Origin of the sequence: Pantoea sp. R13S299, assembly GCF_048515925.1 — a bacterium.
Classification (GTDB): Bacteria; Pseudomonadota; Gammaproteobacteria; order Enterobacterales; family Enterobacteriaceae; genus Pantoea.
In genome coordinates this window covers 191,116-207,020 of the sequence record NZ_JBLYEF010000006.1, presented here as the reverse complement: position 1 = coordinate 207,020, position 15,905 = coordinate 191,116, and the positions used below count along the sequence as shown (strand labels likewise).

Annotated in this window: 18 protein-coding genes; 12 read left to right on the top strand and 6 right to left on the bottom strand. The window is 51.9% G+C overall.

The genetic code is table 11. The features are described 5' to 3' along the window. Nucleotides 1-111: 111 nt before the first annotated feature. Nucleotides 112-852, bottom strand: coding sequence for a DNA replication protein DnaC (dnaC, locus tag ACN1CO_RS21400; RefSeq protein ID WP_419140628.1), 741 nt, complete (start codon nt 850-852; stop codon nt 112-114). Further along, complete coding sequence (dnaT, locus tag ACN1CO_RS21395; protein WP_313700777.1) at nt 852-1,388, bottom strand: primosomal protein DnaT; 537 nt, start codon at nt 1,386-1,388, stop codon at nt 852-854. The genes dnaC and dnaT overlap by 1 nt, the downstream gene beginning before the upstream one ends. A 457-nt stretch (nt 1,389-1,845) precedes the next feature. Here dnaT and ACN1CO_RS21390 point away from each other — a divergent pair, with 457 nt between their 5' ends. The 6 genes from ACN1CO_RS21390 (at nt 1,846) to ACN1CO_RS21365 (ending at nt 7,738) form a co-directional block, all read left to right on the top strand. Next, on the top strand, nt 1,846-3,720 hold the full coding sequence (locus ACN1CO_RS21390; protein WP_419140599.1) for a phospholipase effector Tle1 domain-containing protein: 1,875 nt from the start codon (nt 1,846-1,848) through the stop codon (nt 3,718-3,720). Beyond that, nucleotides 3,711-4,370 (top strand): DUF2931 family protein, encoded by a 660-nt coding sequence (locus tag ACN1CO_RS21385; protein WP_419140598.1) that lies wholly within the window; start codon nt 3,711-3,713, stop codon nt 4,368-4,370. The genes ACN1CO_RS21390 and ACN1CO_RS21385 overlap by 10 nt, the downstream gene beginning before the upstream one ends. 181 nt (nt 4,371-4,551) lie before the next feature. Next, a complete protein-coding gene (locus tag ACN1CO_RS21380) occupies nt 4,552-5,211 on the top strand; it encodes a DUF2931 family protein (RefSeq protein WP_419140597.1) in 660 nt (219 codons plus the stop codon). A 183-nt stretch (nt 5,212-5,394) separates the two neighbouring features. Next, complete coding sequence (locus tag ACN1CO_RS21375) at nt 5,395-6,054, top strand: DUF2931 family protein (RefSeq protein ID WP_419140596.1); 660 nt, start codon at nt 5,395-5,397, stop codon at nt 6,052-6,054. Nucleotides 6,055-6,237: 183 nt separating this feature from the next. Further along, nucleotides 6,238-6,900: a DUF2931 family protein gene (locus ACN1CO_RS21370; protein WP_419140595.1), complete on the top strand. Its 663-nt coding sequence runs from the start codon at nt 6,238-6,240 to the stop codon at nt 6,898-6,900. A 181-nt stretch (nt 6,901-7,081) separates the two neighbouring features. Beyond that, the gene (locus ACN1CO_RS21365; protein WP_419140594.1) at nt 7,082-7,738 is read left to right on the top strand and encodes a DUF2931 family protein; all 657 of its coding nucleotides are present in this window, start codon (nt 7,082-7,084) and stop codon (nt 7,736-7,738) included. Nucleotides 7,739-7,883: 145 nt separating this feature from the next. On the opposite strand, the gene ACN1CO_RS21360 is transcribed toward ACN1CO_RS21365, so the two are convergent. After that, nucleotides 7,884-8,564: a hypothetical protein gene (locus ACN1CO_RS21360; RefSeq protein ID WP_419140593.1), complete on the bottom strand. Its 681-nt coding sequence runs from the start codon at nt 8,562-8,564 to the stop codon at nt 7,884-7,886. 74 nt (nt 8,565-8,638) lie between these two features. Beyond that, nucleotides 8,639-9,325 carry an autotransporter gene (locus tag ACN1CO_RS21355; RefSeq protein ID WP_419140592.1) on the bottom strand — a complete coding sequence of 229 codons (687 nt, stop codon included), beginning with the start codon at nt 9,323-9,325 and terminating at the stop codon, nt 8,639-8,641. Between the two features lie 155 nt (nt 9,326-9,480). Between ACN1CO_RS21355 and ACN1CO_RS21350 the strand changes: the two genes are divergently transcribed. The 4 genes from ACN1CO_RS21350 (at nt 9,481) to ACN1CO_RS21335 (ending at nt 13,031) form a co-directional block, all read left to right on the top strand. Then, nucleotides 9,481-10,047 (top strand): DNA-3-methyladenine glycosylase I, encoded by a 567-nt coding sequence (locus tag ACN1CO_RS21350; RefSeq protein WP_419140591.1) that lies wholly within the window; start codon nt 9,481-9,483, stop codon nt 10,045-10,047. Between the two features lie 110 nt (nt 10,048-10,157). Then, nucleotides 10,158-10,820 carry an OmpA family lipoprotein gene (locus ACN1CO_RS21345; protein ID WP_090966601.1) on the top strand — a complete coding sequence of 221 codons (663 nt, stop codon included), beginning with the start codon at nt 10,158-10,160 and terminating at the stop codon, nt 10,818-10,820. A 136-nt stretch (nt 10,821-10,956) separates the two neighbouring features. Then, nucleotides 10,957-11,940: a LacI family DNA-binding transcriptional regulator gene (locus ACN1CO_RS21340; protein ID WP_419140590.1), complete on the top strand. Its 984-nt coding sequence runs from the start codon at nt 10,957-10,959 to the stop codon at nt 11,938-11,940. Between the two features lie 65 nt (nt 11,941-12,005). Beyond that, complete coding sequence (locus tag ACN1CO_RS21335) at nt 12,006-13,031, top strand: LacI family DNA-binding transcriptional regulator (RefSeq protein WP_419140589.1); 1,026 nt, start codon at nt 12,006-12,008, stop codon at nt 13,029-13,031. A 115-nt stretch (nt 13,032-13,146) separates the two neighbouring features. Here ACN1CO_RS21335 and ACN1CO_RS21330 read toward each other — a convergent pair whose 3' ends face one another. After that, nucleotides 13,147-13,350 (bottom strand): hypothetical protein, encoded by a 204-nt coding sequence (locus ACN1CO_RS21330; RefSeq protein ID WP_419140588.1) that lies wholly within the window; start codon nt 13,348-13,350, stop codon nt 13,147-13,149. Between the two features lie 13 nt (nt 13,351-13,363). After that, the gene (gene mchS3 / locus ACN1CO_RS21325) at nt 13,364-13,765 is read right to left on the bottom strand and encodes an MchS3 family protein (RefSeq protein ID WP_419140587.1); all 402 of its coding nucleotides are present in this window, start codon (nt 13,763-13,765) and stop codon (nt 13,364-13,366) included. 403 nt (nt 13,766-14,168) lie between these two features. Between mchS3 and ACN1CO_RS21320 the strand changes: the two genes are divergently transcribed. After that, nucleotides 14,169-14,918, top strand: a complete 750-nt coding sequence (locus ACN1CO_RS21320; RefSeq protein ID WP_419140586.1) for a sugar phosphate isomerase/epimerase — start codon at nt 14,169-14,171, stop codon at nt 14,916-14,918. 9 nt (nt 14,919-14,927) lie between these two features. Then, complete coding sequence (locus ACN1CO_RS21315; RefSeq protein WP_419140585.1) at nt 14,928-15,887, top strand: sugar kinase; 960 nt, start codon at nt 14,928-14,930, stop codon at nt 15,885-15,887. Nucleotides 15,888-15,905: the final 18 nt, after the last annotated feature.

The window sequence follows — 15,905 nt, the reverse complement described above, 5'->3', positions numbered from 1 at the left end:
ACCCGATCGACTGTGTCTGAGATCGTGACGGCGATCAGATCGCCGGATTAACGCCGGGTTTTCCGCAACACCGGCGGCCCGATGAGCGCAATGACCTGGCGTTGCCTCTGATTAATATTCGTCGCCGCGAACCCGGCTGCGATAGCTTTCCCAGTCGAAACGCACCCACAGGCTGTTGCCGAGGCGCATACGATCCATAACGCGTTCGCCCAGCAGCGTATTCATGCCCGCATGGTCGAGGTTGGATAACATGCCGGTCGGGCGCTTCGACGAAGAGCGGCGATCGACAATCTGGTTGATGATCACTTTTTCGTACCGCGATTCGCTCTGCATACCGATCTCATCAATCACCAGCAGATCAACACTGCTGAGATCCTGAATCAGCCGCTCTTCGGTAATACCGCTGCTGCCGCTGAATGTGCCTTTCATGCTCGACATCAGATCGGCGACCGTCACGATCAGCACGCTTTTACCGCGCAGGATCAGGTCATTGCCAATCGCGGCGGCCAGATGGTTTTTACCGGTGCCAGGGCGGCCTGAAAAGACAAAGCTGGCGATGCTGCCATCAAACTCAGCAGCGTATTGACGTGCCAGCTCCAGCGCTTTGCGCTGTCCCTCGTTCTCAACCCGGTAATTATCAAATGAGCAGTTCATGTGCAGCTCGCGAATGCCGGAACGGCCCATCACGCGCTGCATTTTCATTGCGCGGTTCTCACGCACAATCGCCTCTGAACGCAGGCGACCCTGCTCCTGATTCCACGCCAGCAGCTCTTCACCATTGGCAAATTTTGGACGGGTGCCCGCAGGCATCATTCTTTTCAGACGGTTAAAGAGATCATCTGGCGTTTTCATCATTCACCTCGGAAACCATCGGGAATGGTACGGTCAGGATCAGGCAACTGCGTGATATCACGCTTCGGTTGCCCGCCATTTGCGGCGCGGTTCATCTGAATGCTGCGCGCCAGCTTCTGTTGCCACTGCACATGATGGAACATCCGGCCTTCTGCCTGCCAGTAAGCCACAAAGGCCGCCAGCTCGCTGGGAGTCACCGGTTCACTCAGCGCCACGCCCCAGATAGCGGCCTGACGCGTAAAGTCGGCATCCGGCTGCCAGCCCTGATACATGGCGAACTTGCCTGCCGGTGTATGAATCGCGGCGGGCGCATCATCATAGAGGCTGTCATCCAGCGCCACATCATTTGGCTGCCGGGCGGCGGCTTCCAGCGCCAGCAGCTCAGCCAGACGCGCCGGCGTGATGGCGTACATCACCGGCGCATAATTATCTAACACCGCCAGCGTGCCCTTTTCCGCCTGCTGCAGGGCAGTCAGCGGATCCTGTCGGAAGGCATCCAGGCCAATGAGCGTTGAAGTTAAGATTTTAGCTGACATGAAAAGACCTGAGGTTAACGAACACCTTGCGTCGGGAACCCGTCGCCGACGCAGAAGTGTTTATTGTACCTGTTTTAAGGGTGCGGATCGCTTAAAAAGGGTCGCCTGGAAGGACCCGGATAGCGATGTAATGATTAGTACCATCAATAACCTGCTTAACCGCCAGGTGACAACATTTTCGTATATGGAATGGCTTAGGCGCTGCCAGAGCATAAACAGGTAGTAAGTGGTACACCTTAAAGGAGAAATTACAGAGTTAAAATCATCTCTTTAAAACATTAAATAACCACTAATACAGGCAGTTAAGAAAAATTAATAACTATAAAACGACGAAAAACACCTCGTCATGTCGCTGGTTGAGTATTTATCAGTACCATTAATAAATATGAATTTTTGGGTTAAGTCATGATTAAGGTATGATGCGCTTACTTAATAGCCATAAAGTTCATGAGGGATTATGACTGAAGGATTCTTTTTATATCACCTGGATAAAACCACCTGCGGCGGACGGATTCTTAGCGGCGCGTCTGATGAAACGTACACTATCGGCGGCATCGAGCGCCAGCAGGTCCGGGAGGGCGATCCGGTGACCTGCGGAAAACATGAAGGGCGGTTTCGCGTCTGTGGGGGGATGGGGGACACCTATGAGGTGAATGGTGTCCTGAAAGAGTGGGCGGGTTCTCTTCACAGTTACAGCTCCTGCCCCTGTCGTGCCCGTTTTACTCCCTCCGTCAGCACGCACACTTACGAGATCGACTGCAACGCTGGCCGTGCAGCCGAACGGGCTGAGGCTGCTGAGAGAAAAGCACAGCAGTCAGAGCCAGAACAGCGTGCACAGGCAGTGAAGAAGAAACAGGAAATCACGCTCACCATCGGTGTGTTCTTTGATGGAACGGGCAACAATGCGAATAACAGCGGCGCTCGGCAGGCCGCTTGTTCCGGTGAACATTTCGGGATGAATGATGCGGAGGCTACGTCTGGATTAGAGCAGTGCCTGAGACTGAATCAAGGAGTCAGCGGTACCGCAGCTGGAAGCTATCTTAGCTATTACAGCAACGTATACTGGCTCAATTCGCTTTATAGCCCGGATGTGAGGCCCGATACGGGAACAGGCCAGTATGCCATTTATATTGAAGGTATCGGTACAGAGGACGGCACGGGCGACAGCACTTACGGTATGGGTACCGGTCGGGGTGATACCGGCGTAGTGAGAAAAACAGATAAAGCTGTTGCCATACTGGCTGCCGCGATTCAGGGGTATTTCAACAGACATGCCGCTGCGCGTACCTGTGTCATTAAAGAGCTGCAGTTTGATATTTTTGGCTTCAGCCGTGGAGCCGCGGCGGCGCGGCATTTTGCCAACCGGGTATTCAGCCAGGACAGGACCATTGTCTCGGCAATTAAGATCGGGCTGGGTGATGTCGAGTTCTCCGGTACGCCCGGCGGTAAAACCCGATTTCTGGGGATTTTCGATACCGTGGCGGCCATCGGAACGCCGGTTAATGGCATGAACCCGCATAGCGCAGATACAGGTGAGGTGAATCTGGTACTGCGTCCGGGCGTGGCGGAAAAGGTATTTCATATCACCGCGCAACACGAATGCCGCTTTAACTTTGCGCTGAACAGTGTCAAACCGGCATGGCCTGAGCTGGCTCTTCCCGGTGCGCACTCCGACATTGGCGGAGGTTACAATCCTGAAGAACACGAAGCCTGTTTCCTTACCCGGCCAGAGTTTGAAACCGTACCAATCTCAACTCCCGATACAGAAACGCGGATTTATCGGCAGACCTGCGCGCAGCTTAAAACGATGGATGGCTATCCGGCGATAGCGCCGCTGCTGAATGCGGTGGAGGTCAATGCAGATGTCTGGCATGACGACAGAATGCCAGCCGATCATTACGGAACACTACAAAAGCGCAGTGGAGCGGCGCTGGTTATTGACAGACTAACCCGCAATGACTGGTCTAAGGTGGTGCTCCGGGTGATGCTTGATGCGGCACAGGATGCCGGTGTGATCTTCGATCCTATCAGGGACACTAATAAAGAGTTAAGAGTTCGCTCAGAACTCAATAGCTTGTGTGAAAAAGCGATAATAATGGGACGGGCCACAAGAAGTGGAATTCCTGGAACTGTCTTTACTACATCGGAAATTCTGATGCTGGCCGGGAAGTATATCCACTGCTCGGCTAACTGGAACAGCGTACTTAGAGACAGTGAGGGAAGGGTCAGCGGTGCGGTCAGACCGGCGAAGCTGATGACCTTCACTAACCGGCCGGACGAATGCTGGCAGCGTACGGTTTACGATATGGACGGGAATAAAATATGGAAATAAAATGTATGGCAGGGCTCCTTACTATTCTGCTATTGACTGGCTGTCAGGGAGAAGCACACACAAATGATTCTCCTCAGAATGGTGCACCGGCAGAATGGACGTTTGATTTTTTCACGCCTAAAGCATTACCCGCATTGGTGACGTATGTAGTAGTTCAGGATACCGATAATAAAGTTTATGAGTTTAACACTCTGAACCGTACATCTGCTCTGCCTGGCGTTATCGGGCAGTGGAATGACAAAGATCGTGCTTCCGGTGGCTACTGGAATCACGTTGAGCGCCCGCCAAGGCATATTATTTTCTGCTGGGACTCAATTATCGATAAAAAAGTGTATCAGACCACTCTGACTATTCCTAAAGCCATTCTGGAGAAAATGCTCAGGCCGGCCGGGCAGAAAGACTATTGGGGGAGAACAGCATATTACGACAGAGTACAGATAGGTCTGGCTCCGGAGGGAAAGGTAGCTGTCTGGCTGCAGGGGATCCGCTCTGAGCCTAATTATCGTGTTACGCCCTCAATTCTGAAAACCGTCTCAGGAGATAAACTAGATATCTGTAAAGGAATAACGAAAAGTGACTTTAATTATGGATATGACCAGGACATAAAAGATTTTATCAAAGGAAAAAAATACCCTTACGGCCGATGGTAACGATCCCGCTATTTAATTAATTGGCTGAAAGATATTCATTCCAGCCATTTTAAAAGGGTGATTAGTGAAACTGTTAAAGAAGAATCAGCAGTGCAGTCAAACCGGCAAAGCTTGTGACATTTACTAACCGGCCGGACGAACGCTGGCAGCGTACGGTTTACGATATGGGCGGGAATAAAATATGGAAATAAAACGCGTGGCAGGGCTTCTTACTATTCTGGTATTGACTGGCTGTCAGGGAGAAGCACACACAAATGATTCTCCTCAGAACGGTGCACCGGCAGAATGGACCTTTGATTTTTTCACCCCAAATTCGCTACCGGCATTAGTGACGTTCGCTGTTGTACAAGATGCGGAAGGTACGATTTATCGCTTTAACACGCTGAACAGCACACCCGATCTGCCTAAAGTTATCGGTGGATGGAACGACAAAGATCGTGCGCCTGGCGGCTACTGGAATCACGTTGAGCGCCCGCCAATGCATATTATTTTCTGCTGGGACTCAATTATCGATAAAAAAGTGTATCAGACCACTCTGACTATTCCTAAAGCCGATCTGGAAAAAATGCTCAGGCCAGCCGGGCAGAAAGACTATTGGGGGAAAACAGCATATTACGACAGAGTACAGATAGGTCTGGCTCCGGGGGGAAAGGTAGCTGTCTGGTTGCAGGGGATTCGATCTGAGCCTAATTATCGTATCACGCCGTCAATTCTGAAAACCGTCTCAGGAGATAACCTGGATATCTGTAAAGGAGTAACCAAGCATCCAAATGGATATAAATATTATGGAGATACACCTGATTTTATCAAAGGAAAAAAATACCCTTACGGCCAATGGTAACGATCCCGATATATTTAGTAACTGGCTGAAAAGATATTCAATTCAGCCATTTTAAAAAGGTGGTTAGTGAAACTGTTAAATAAGAATCAGCAGTGCAGTCAAGCCGGCTAAGCTGATGACATTCACCAACCGGCCGGACGAACGCTGGCAGCGTACGGTTTACGATATGGACGGGAATAAAATATGGAAATAAAACGCGTTGCAGGACTTCTTACAGTGCTGGCGTTGACAGCCTGTCAGCGAGAAACAGACTACAGCAACGCTTCTCAGAACGGCGCACCGGTAGAATGGACGTTTGATTTCTTCACGCCTAAAGCATTACCCGCATTGGTGACATATGTAGTAGTTCAGGACGCAGATGATAAAGTTTATGAGTTTAACACTCTGAACCGTACATCTGCTCTGCCTGGCGTTATCGGGCAGTGGAATGACAAAGATCGTGCTTCTGGTGGCTACTGGAATCATGTTGAGCACCCGCCAAGACATATTATTTTCTGTTGGGACTCGATAATCGATAAAAAAGTGTATCAGACCACTCTGACTATTCCTAAAGCCGATCTGGAGAAAATGCTCAGGCCGGCCGGGCAGAAAGACTATTGGGGGAAAACAGCATATTACGACAGAGTACAGATAGGTCTGGCTCCGGGGGGAAAGGTAGCTGTCTGGTTACAGGGGATTCGATCTGAGCCTAATTATCGTATCACGCCGTCAATTCTGAAAACCGTCTCAGGAGATAACCTGGATATCTGTAAAGGAATAACCAAGCATCCAAATGGATATAAATATTATGGAGATACACCTGATTTTATCAAAGGAAAAAAATACCCTTACGGCCAATGGTAACGATCCCGATATGTTTAGTAACTGGCTGAAAAGATATTCATTTCAGCCATTTTAAAAAGGTGGTTAGTGAAACTGTTAAATAAGAATCAGCAGTGCAGTCAAACCGGCTAAGCTGATGACATTCACCAACCGGCCAGACGAGCGCTGGCAGCGTACGGTTTACGATATGGACGGAAATAAAATATGGCAATAAAACGTATGGCAGGGCTTCTTGCAATGCTGGCGTTGACAGCCTGTCAGGGAGAAACACACTCCATTAACGCTCCTCAGAACGATGAGCCAACAGAATGGTGGTTTAATTTTTTCACGCCTAAAGCGTTACCGGCATTAGTGACCTTCGCGGGTGTTCAGGATGCGGAAGGTAAAGTTTATGAGTTCAATAGACTGGATAGTACAAGAGCGCTCAATGGTGTAGTCGGTCAGTGGAACGATAATGCACGAACGCTTAACGGTCACTGGAATCACGTTAAACGGCCTCCCAGACATATTATTTTTTGCTGGGACTCAATTATCGATAAGAGGGTATATCAGACCACTCTGACCATTCCTGAACCCGTTGTGGATAAAATGCTCCGGCCCGGGGTAAATCAAGACTATCCGGGGAAAGGGAAGTATTACAACACTATACAAATTGGTCTGGCTCCGGAGGGAGAGGTAGCTGTCTGGTTAAGTGGCGTTGCCCGGGGCGAACCTGGTTACCGTATAACGCCGTCCGTCCTGAAAACTTTATCCGGAGATAAGATGGATATCTGTAAAGGGATTACACGTTTTTCACACGGCTATGAACATGGTAAAGATACTGAGATTTTTATCAAAGGAAAAAAATATCCATATGGCCAATGGTAGCGCTCCTGATACTTTTAATACGGATTGAAGATATATTCATTTCAGCCAACCTGAATAGCGTATTTATAGGAAATCAGGGAAGTGTCAGCAGTGCGGCCAGACCGGCGAAGCTGATGACCTTCACTAACCGGCCGGACGAACGCTGGCAGCGTACGGTTTACGATATGGACGGGAATAAAATATGGAAATAAGACGCACGGCGGGATTTATTACACTCCTGATACTGACTGGCTGTCACGGTGCAGGCCAGACGGCTCCGGCAGTGGTCAAAACTGATGTTCCTTCAGAATGGAAATTCAATTTCTTCACGCCCAAAGGGTTACCTGCTCTGGTGACATTTGCCGTCATTCAGGGTGCTGATGGGACGATTTATCGCTTTAATACACTGAACAGTACTTCTGCACTGCCTGAGGTTATCGGTAAGTGGAATGATAAAGATCGTGCTTCGGGTGGATACTGGAATCATGTTGATCGCCCCCCTAAACATTTTATCTTTTGCTGGGACTCGGTAATTGATAAGAAAGTGTATGAGACCCATCTGACTGTCCCTGATGTCATTGTAAAAAAGATGAACAGTGCCAGTGGGAAAACGGATCCTTATAATAATACCTATGACACCATTCAGATTGGCCTGGCTCCGGAGGGGAAGGTAGCGGTATGGCTAAAAGGTATCGGGTTTGAGCCTAATTATCGCATTACACCGTCCGTCCTGAAAACTTTATCCGGAGATAAGCTGGATATCTGTAAAGGGATTACACGTTTCTCTGACGGCTATGAATACGGCAAAGATACTGAGATTTTTATCAAAGGAAAAAAATACCCATACGGAATCTGGTAGCCAGAATTTTAAGCTCTAAAGGATCTTCCTGAATCCTTAAGAGCCTATTTATCATTTAAAAATCCTCAATATAAGACAGGTTAAAGCCAGGAATTGCCAACGTCTCCTTTCTCCGAACTAACCACTTAAAAAGCAAGACTGCAGGTCAGTGCGACGTGACCGGAGAAGAGGCGTGGCGGGTTGATGCCGATTCGGTGGCGCGTACGCTGACAGTGGCAGCGGCCGGACGGGTCTGCCATAAATAGCGCACCGAGGCGAGCCAGCAGAGGCTGTATCCCAGAAGCTCGGTACCCTCTTCAGCCATGTTTTTCACCACGCGGTTGTAATCCCCCAGCATCAGATGCTGCCACAGCGCATGCACACCAAACAGTCGGGAGAAGACCAGCACCACTAAAAAGCCGGAGGCCATCACCGGCCAGCTGCGGTGCAGCAGCAGATTAGCCAGCGCATGCAGGGTTTTCTTCGGCGTCCGCAGCGCAACGGCCAGCGAGCCCGCCGTAACCGCCAGTGCAAACCAGACCCAGCTGCCGTGCTGGATGGTATCAAACACGAAGTCGAGTTCGCGGATCAGCATGCAGCTGTAAAAGCCCGCCACCAGGGTCAGCGCCCCGCGCTGGGCGGGACGGCGTTGAGCCGCAATGAAAAACAGCGCGGCGATCATCGCCAGCATGCATTCCTGGGTGGTTTCAGTAAAAGAGGTTTCGTGAAGTGCATCGTTCATCCAGGCCACATCAATGTAGACCGGAACGATAGTCAAAGCGAGAACCAGGGCTGCCAGGAGGAAGACCGCTATTTCGCGGCCAATAATTGTCAAATCGTTGCGCATAGTGTTACCAGTATAATGATTAGCGGACTCATTATATTTTAAACGCCCGATTCCCTTTCTCTTTTTATGCCCCGCTAGAAGCTGGCGCTGAAGCCAAAGGTATAAAGTTGCTGATCCTGATTATTCAGCGCTTCGCTTTGTGAAAACGAGGCAAAAGCCGCCAGATTATCGTTCAGTGGCATTTGCGCACCGATGCTCACATCGATGCCGTTGGACTGATCTGTGCCGTTCGTCGTCTCATGGCGTGGATTCTGCGGCGAATCTGCCATCAGATAGTGGTAACTCAGCTGCGCCCAGGGCGATATCCATCCCTGCTGCGAATCGATGCGCCAGCCAACGCTGGCGCTCTGCTCCCGGCTCTGCTGATCGCTGTAATCGCATTGCAGACAGTTCATCTGCTGCGGATCAACCGCATACTGCGCCACGGGTCCGGTGGTCAATGACGGAGCAATGGGCATATCAACGCCAGCGCGATAGCGTTTGCCCAGCGGCGTGGTGCCTACGCTGCCGGTTTCACTGTGCAGGGCGATGGGAGATGCGGTCGGTGAATTAATGGCAGCTTCAAACAGGGCGCGGCTCTCATCGCTGAAGGCGAGTGGGGTCAGGGCAATCTTCTCCGCCAGAATCGTGTCGTAGTCGGGAAGAAACTCAGGATGTTGAGGCGCAGAGGCGCCACCGCGGGCAAAAGTCGGTTGCGTAAAGATGAACAGGCATACAGCACAGCAGGTCCGCAGACCTTTCCAACTGCTTCTCGGCAACATCGATTCTCCGGGCAAAACTGAAGTTATTATCCGGCGTCTGAATTAAATTTTCGGCCCGTCTCTGTTATTTAACCGCTGATCGTTTAACTATCAACCCATTAATTCTAAGATCAAGCGGACCGCTAAAATATTCTCGATATTTAAGGAACAAAGCGATGCAACGATGTGGTTGGGTAACGCAGGATCCCCTCTATCTGGCTTATCACGACAGGGAATGGGGTGTGACGCAGCGGGACAAGCGTGCGCTGTTTGAGATGCTCTGTCTGGAAGGACAGCAGGCGGGATTATCCTGGATCACTGTGCTGAAAAAACGGGAAAACTATCGTGCGGCGTTTCACCAGTTTGACCCGCAGGCGATTGCGCAGATGGATGCTGCAGATATCGACACGCTGATGCTCAATAGCGGTATTATCCGCCACGCCGGTAAAATCGCTGCCATTATCACTAACGCCCGCGCTTATCTGGAGATGGAGGCGAAAGGAGAGGATTTCAGCCACTTCGTCTGGCAATTTGTCGATAACGAGCAAATCGTTCATCATTATCCTGACTACAGTCAGGCGCCCACTACGTCAGAGCAGGCTATTGCGCTCTCGAAGGCACTTAAGACGCGTGGTTTCAAATTCATCGGCCCGACAATTTGCTATTCGTTTATGCAGGCCTGCGGGTTGATAAACGATCATCAGAGCAACTGTTTTTGTCATCCTGAGAATCAAAAGGCCTGATTCCCGGTAAATCAGGATTTTTCCTCACTACATTCGCAGTCACCAGGCGGCATAATCGTGCCACTTATGGGAAAGGTTTTCCCCTGTGTGTGGAATGTAAGGGAACAAAAATGCAGAAGAAATTAATCGCCATCACCTTGTTATTAAGCGGCAGTCTGGCCCTGCCAGGTTGTACTACCAATCCTTATACCGGCGAATCTCAGGCGGGTAAGTCAGGCGTAGGCGCGGGCCTGGGCGCATTAGTGGGTGCCGGTGTCGGCGTGCTCTCTTCGTCGAAGAAAGATCGTCGTAAAGGTGCGCTGATTGGTGCCGCTGGTGGTGCTGCACTGGGCGGTGGCGTGGGTTACTACATGGATGTGCAGGAAGCGAAACTGCGCGACAAAATGCGCGGTACCGGCGTCAGCGTGACCCGTAACGGCGATAACATTGTTCTGAATATGCCAAACAATGTCACCTTCGACTCCAGCAGCAGCAATCTTAAACCTGCCGGCGCGAACACCCTGACCGGTGTTGCAATGGTGCTGAAAGAGTATCCAAAAACTGCGGTAAACGTGGTGGGTTACACCGACAGCACCGGCAGCCGCGCGCTGAACATGCGTCTGTCACAGCAGCGTGCTGAAAGCGTCGCCAGTGCGTTGATCGTGCAGGGTGTTGCCAGCGACCGCCTGCGTACGCAGGGTGCAGGCCCGGATAACCCGGTTGCCACCAACAGCACCGAAGCAGGCAAAGCACAAAACCGTCGTGTTGAGATCACGCTCAGCCCGCTGGGATAATCGCGGTCGCCCCCGCCCGGGGGCGCCTTTTTTCTGTAAAGCGTCGCGCCAGAAGTATCAGTAATGTTTCTGCTAATAGAGCCAGCAGAGGCTTTATGGTAGGCTGATCAAAAATTGATCAACGGACTCCTCTCCCATGTCTCTTAAAGCCATCGCTGCGGTTTTAGGTCTTTCCGTGACGACAGTCAGCCGCGCCCTCAATGGTTATCAGGATGTCGCTCACGAGACGCGTAAACGCATCGAAGAGGAAGCGCAGCGGCGTGGCTACCGGCCCAATGCGGCGGCGCAGCGTCTGAAAACCGGGCGTGCCAACGCGGTGGGACTTGTCTACCCGATCAATTCATCCCCTCTGAGTGGCAGCGACTTCAGTGACATGTTGCTGGCGCTGGATCATCACCTTGCCCGTTATGAGATTAACCTGCTGTTGCTGGCGGATAAGCAGCAGCAGAGTCAGTCGACCCTGACACGCCTGCTTCGCAGTGGAGCCGTTGATGCCCTGATCATCGGGCACACTACACCTGAAGACAGTCGGCTACACGCTCTGCTCCAGACCAATTTCCGCTTTCTGGCGCTGGGCCGCAGCGATCTGCCATCCACCTATGCCTGGTTTGATGTTGATCACCTTGCCGGTTCACAGCTGGCGGTGAGCTGGTCGCTGGCGCAGGGACGGCAGCGGATAGCCTGGCTCGGCAGTCATGAAAACAGCACGCGGGTGCGTGACCGTCGTCAGGGTTATCTGACGGCGCTGGGGGACGTTGCGCCTTATGCGATGGCGTCTGTCACGCCGTCGCGCCGTGCTGGCTATCACCAGACCCGCGAATGGCTGGCAGAGGCTCCTGCGCCGGAAGTGATTATCACCGACTGCGCTGTGCTGGCTGAAGGCGCCGCTCTGGCGCTGCAACAGGCGGGACGCGCAACGGGCGAGGGTGCCATTCTGCTGGCAGGCTGGGAAGGATTACCGCGGGATGCGATTCTCGATCATCCCATTGTCGCTATTCGCCAGGCGACGCCGCATCAGGCTGGTGAACAGGTGGCTGAAATGGTGATGCAGTTAATCAATGGCGCGCCGCCGGAAACATTACAGACCCTGTGGCAACCCTGGCTGCAATTACCGGCGTAGCACTTTTTGCGGTGGGCTTTGCTTGTGCTAGTCTCTGCCAGGTTTCTTATTTCGCAGGATATCTCATGAAAATCAGGCCGCCTCGCGCCACCATTAGCGATGTTGCTCACGCGGCACGAACCGGTAAAACCAGCGTTTCACGTTATCTCAATGGTGAACTGCATCTGCTTTCTGCCGGTTTAAAAGCGCGGATTGAACAGGCGATTGCTGATCTTAGCTATCGCCCAAGCCAGATGGCGCGCGGCCTGAAGCGCGGACGTACCCGCCTGATCGGGCTGATTATCGCCGATATCACCAATCCCTATTCCGTCGATGTCATGAGCGGTATTGAAGCCGCCTGCCGCGAGCAGGGCTTCACGCTGCTGATGTGTAACACCAACAACGAAGTGGATCTGGAGCAGCATTATCTGCAACTGCTGAGCAGCTATCAGGTCGAGGGCATTGTGGTAAACGCGGTCGGGATGCGTGAAGAGGTGCTGAACCACCTGCAACAATCCCTGCTGCCGATGGTGCTGATTGACCGTAAAATCCCCGATTTTCCCTGTGATGTGGTGGGCCTGAACAACGCCGAAGCGGCCGAAACGGCAACACGCCATCTGATTGATAACGGCTACGACGCGCTGCTGTTTCTCAGTGAGCCGCTGGGCAGCGTGAACACACGCCGCGAGCGTCTGCACGCCTTCCGCCAGCTGCTGGCGGCGCATCCGCAGGTTAAACATGAGAATACCGAAGTGGCGCTGCATCAGCCCGATGCGCTGGACCAGGCGCTGCTGGCCTTCCATCAGCGTCACACCGGTAAACGCTGTGCGGTGATGGTCGCCAACGGCGCGCTGACGCTGCAGGTGGCGCGATCGCTGCAGCGACTCAACCTGCACTGGGGCCGCGATATCGGCCTGCTCGGTTTTGATGAACTGGAGTGGGCGGCGCTGGCCGGTGTCGGTATCACCACGCTGAAACAGCCGACCTGGCAGATTGGCTTTAGTGCGCTGGAACGGCTGATTGCGCGCATTGAGGGCAGCGAATTGCCGGTTGCCGAGCAGGTCTTCTCTGGCGAACTCATCGTTCGCGGCTCCAGCCAGCCTCTGGGCTGAATTTCAGATTTGTTTTAACATCAACGGAAATTGCCCACAGGAATAACGAGAGGCTGAGCGGGCAGAGCATTTAACTCATGAAAGAAGCCCATACAGGATGGGCTTCCTGTCGGAACTAAAAACGGAAACCAGGGATATAATATCCACCTGGGAACATGATGATTGATGGTGTGCCTGGTTTCCAGCAGACGTTTGCTGCATCAATCCATGATCCTTGATTGACTCCATTAAGATTAATGGTGTTCATTGACTCTCTTAAACCGTTTAAATTAATGGCACCAGTAACGAGTTGTGTTTGTTTATTCTCTAAGTCTTTCATTTTTAAATATCCTTTATTTGCATCCGTGTAATATTATATTCCCAATAACCTTTCCTAAAGGTTCCTGTTTGAGTATGTCGCCAGTTATTATGGTGACGCTCAAGTCTGTATACTCTTTTTTTATTTCTATTTTGTCTAACTTTTTTTTCGCCCAAAGGCCGCATGCGGCATAGGCCTTGGCTTCAGGAGTGGAATCGGCGGATTCCATCACATTTTGGAAAATCGATAAAGAATTGTTATCTGATAATGCTTTTTCGTATATTAATTGTTGCGGCATTTTCTTCGCGATAAACCCATTAAAACCAATTGAAAATAGATTTACGGAGAAGAGTTCTTTTTCTATTTCTTGATTGGATCGGGCTGAGATTGTTGTTAATGCTAAAAACAACAACAAGAGTATTGAACTCCATTTCATTTGGTGAAGCTCCGTTGGTTATCATATTGCCGACTATAAAGGCAATTTAATAATAATGGAATGGAAACTTATGGCACGAATTTAATGACAGCATTACATTCTGGGGTTTTTTAATTTTATCCGGCTCGTCACTGAGTTAATCCAGTTACCTGATTTTAAAAGCTGATAAACTGATGGAGACTAAAATCAATGCTAACCTAATTAAATTCCTCATTTTTTCGTTCACCGAATTTCTTCTCAATCCACTTAGCGTACAATCCCGCCCTTTTGTGCTTCAGAGCCTGTTTACATGCTCGCTTCGTGAGCACGATCATAATTTCACAGTTTGCTCCTTTGCTTTGGAACCGGTTCCATTTAGGGTTTTTGTATTCGTTATCGACAGAACCCTGCCATGGAGTAGAACATGAAACCTGACATCATCGTGGTGACCGCCGCTTATGGCCACGCGCAGATCGCCGCACTCGGCGGTCAGCGTGCGCTGCTGCCGATCATTCAGCTGGCGGGCGCTGACGGGGTCGAAATCCGCCGCGAACTGCTTGATGACGCGGCGCTGGCCGATCTGCCAGCGCTGGCCCAGACGGTGGCGCAACATCAGCTGCACACCAGTTATTCGGTGCCCGATACGCTGTTTTGTGACGGCGGCGAAATCAATCCACGCATAACCCACTACGTTGAAGAAGCACGTCAGTTAAATGCTCAGCGGCTGAAAGTGGCGCTGGGAGACTTTACTGGTGCGCTGCCTCGCGAAACGTTGCAGGCGCTGCTGGCGGATCTGCCTTTTCAACTGACCGTTGAGAACGACCAGACCGAACATGGCCGACTGGAACCTTCAGTCGCGTTTTTCACGGCGGTCAGGGAAGCCGATCTACCCATCACTATGACCTTTGATATGGGCAACTGGTGCTGGACCGGCGAGGATGCCGATCAGGCGGCGCAGCAGCTGGCCGCGCAGGTGGGCTACGTGCATGTCAAAGCGGCCGTGCCGCACCAGAATAGCTTCCGGGCGATTGCACTGGATGAGGCTGACGACCACTGGCGCTCACTGCTGCAACAGCTGCCCGCACAGGCACCGCGCGGTATCGAATTTCCGCTGGAAGGCGACGATCTGACAGCGGTGACACGCCACTATGTGTCGCTGCTGCGTAACGTGTAAGGAACAGATATGACGCACATTAATCATCACAACGGTCCGCTTGATGTTGTCACTATCGGTGAAGCGATGGCGATGTTCATCGCCCGCGAGACTGGCGACCTGGCCGCAGCAGAGACCTTTGTTAAACGCGCGGCAGGTGCAGAACTCAATGTAGCGACCGGTCTGGCACGTCTTGGCCTGAAAGTCGGCTGGGTCAGTCGTATCGGCGATGACGCTTTTGGTCGGTTTATCTGCCAGCAGCTGGAAAAAGAGGGTATCGATCACGCCTGTGTGACGGTCGATAAGCGCTATCCCACCGGTTTTCAGCTCAAGTCCAAAGTCGATGACGGTTCCGATCCGCTGGTGGAATATTTCCGTAAAGGCTCGGCGGCCAGCCATCTGTCTGTTGACGATTTTGACGCGGACTATTTCGGCTCGGCGCGCCATCTGCACCTGAGCGGTGTGGCGGCGGCGCTGTCAGAGAGTTCGCTGGATCTGCTGAAGCACACCGCTAAAGAGATGCGTGCGCGCGGCAAAACGATTTCGTTTGATCCTAACCTGCGGCCGGTGCTGTGGCGCAGTGAAGAGGAGATGCGTAAGCAGCTCAATCTGCTGGCGGAGTATGCCGACTGGGTGCTGCCGGGCGAAAAAGAGGGGCTGATTCTGACGGGTTATCGGCAGCCGGAAGCGATCGCGGATTTCTATCTCGACAAGGGTGTGAAAGCCGTCGTGATTAAAACCGGCTGTGACGGTGCCTGGTATAAAACGGCGCAGGGCGAACAGGGCCGGGTTGAGGCGATCAAGGTCGATAACGTGGTGGATACCGTGGGTGCCGGTGACGGCTTTGCCGTTGGCGTCATCAGCGCACTGCTGGAAGGTCAGTCGCTGCCGCAGGCGATTCGTCGCGGTAACAAAATTGGTTCGATGGCGATTCAGGTCATTGGTGACAGCGAAGGTCTGCCGACGCGTCAGCAACTGGGCGACGTGTAGTTCGCGCCCCTCTACAGA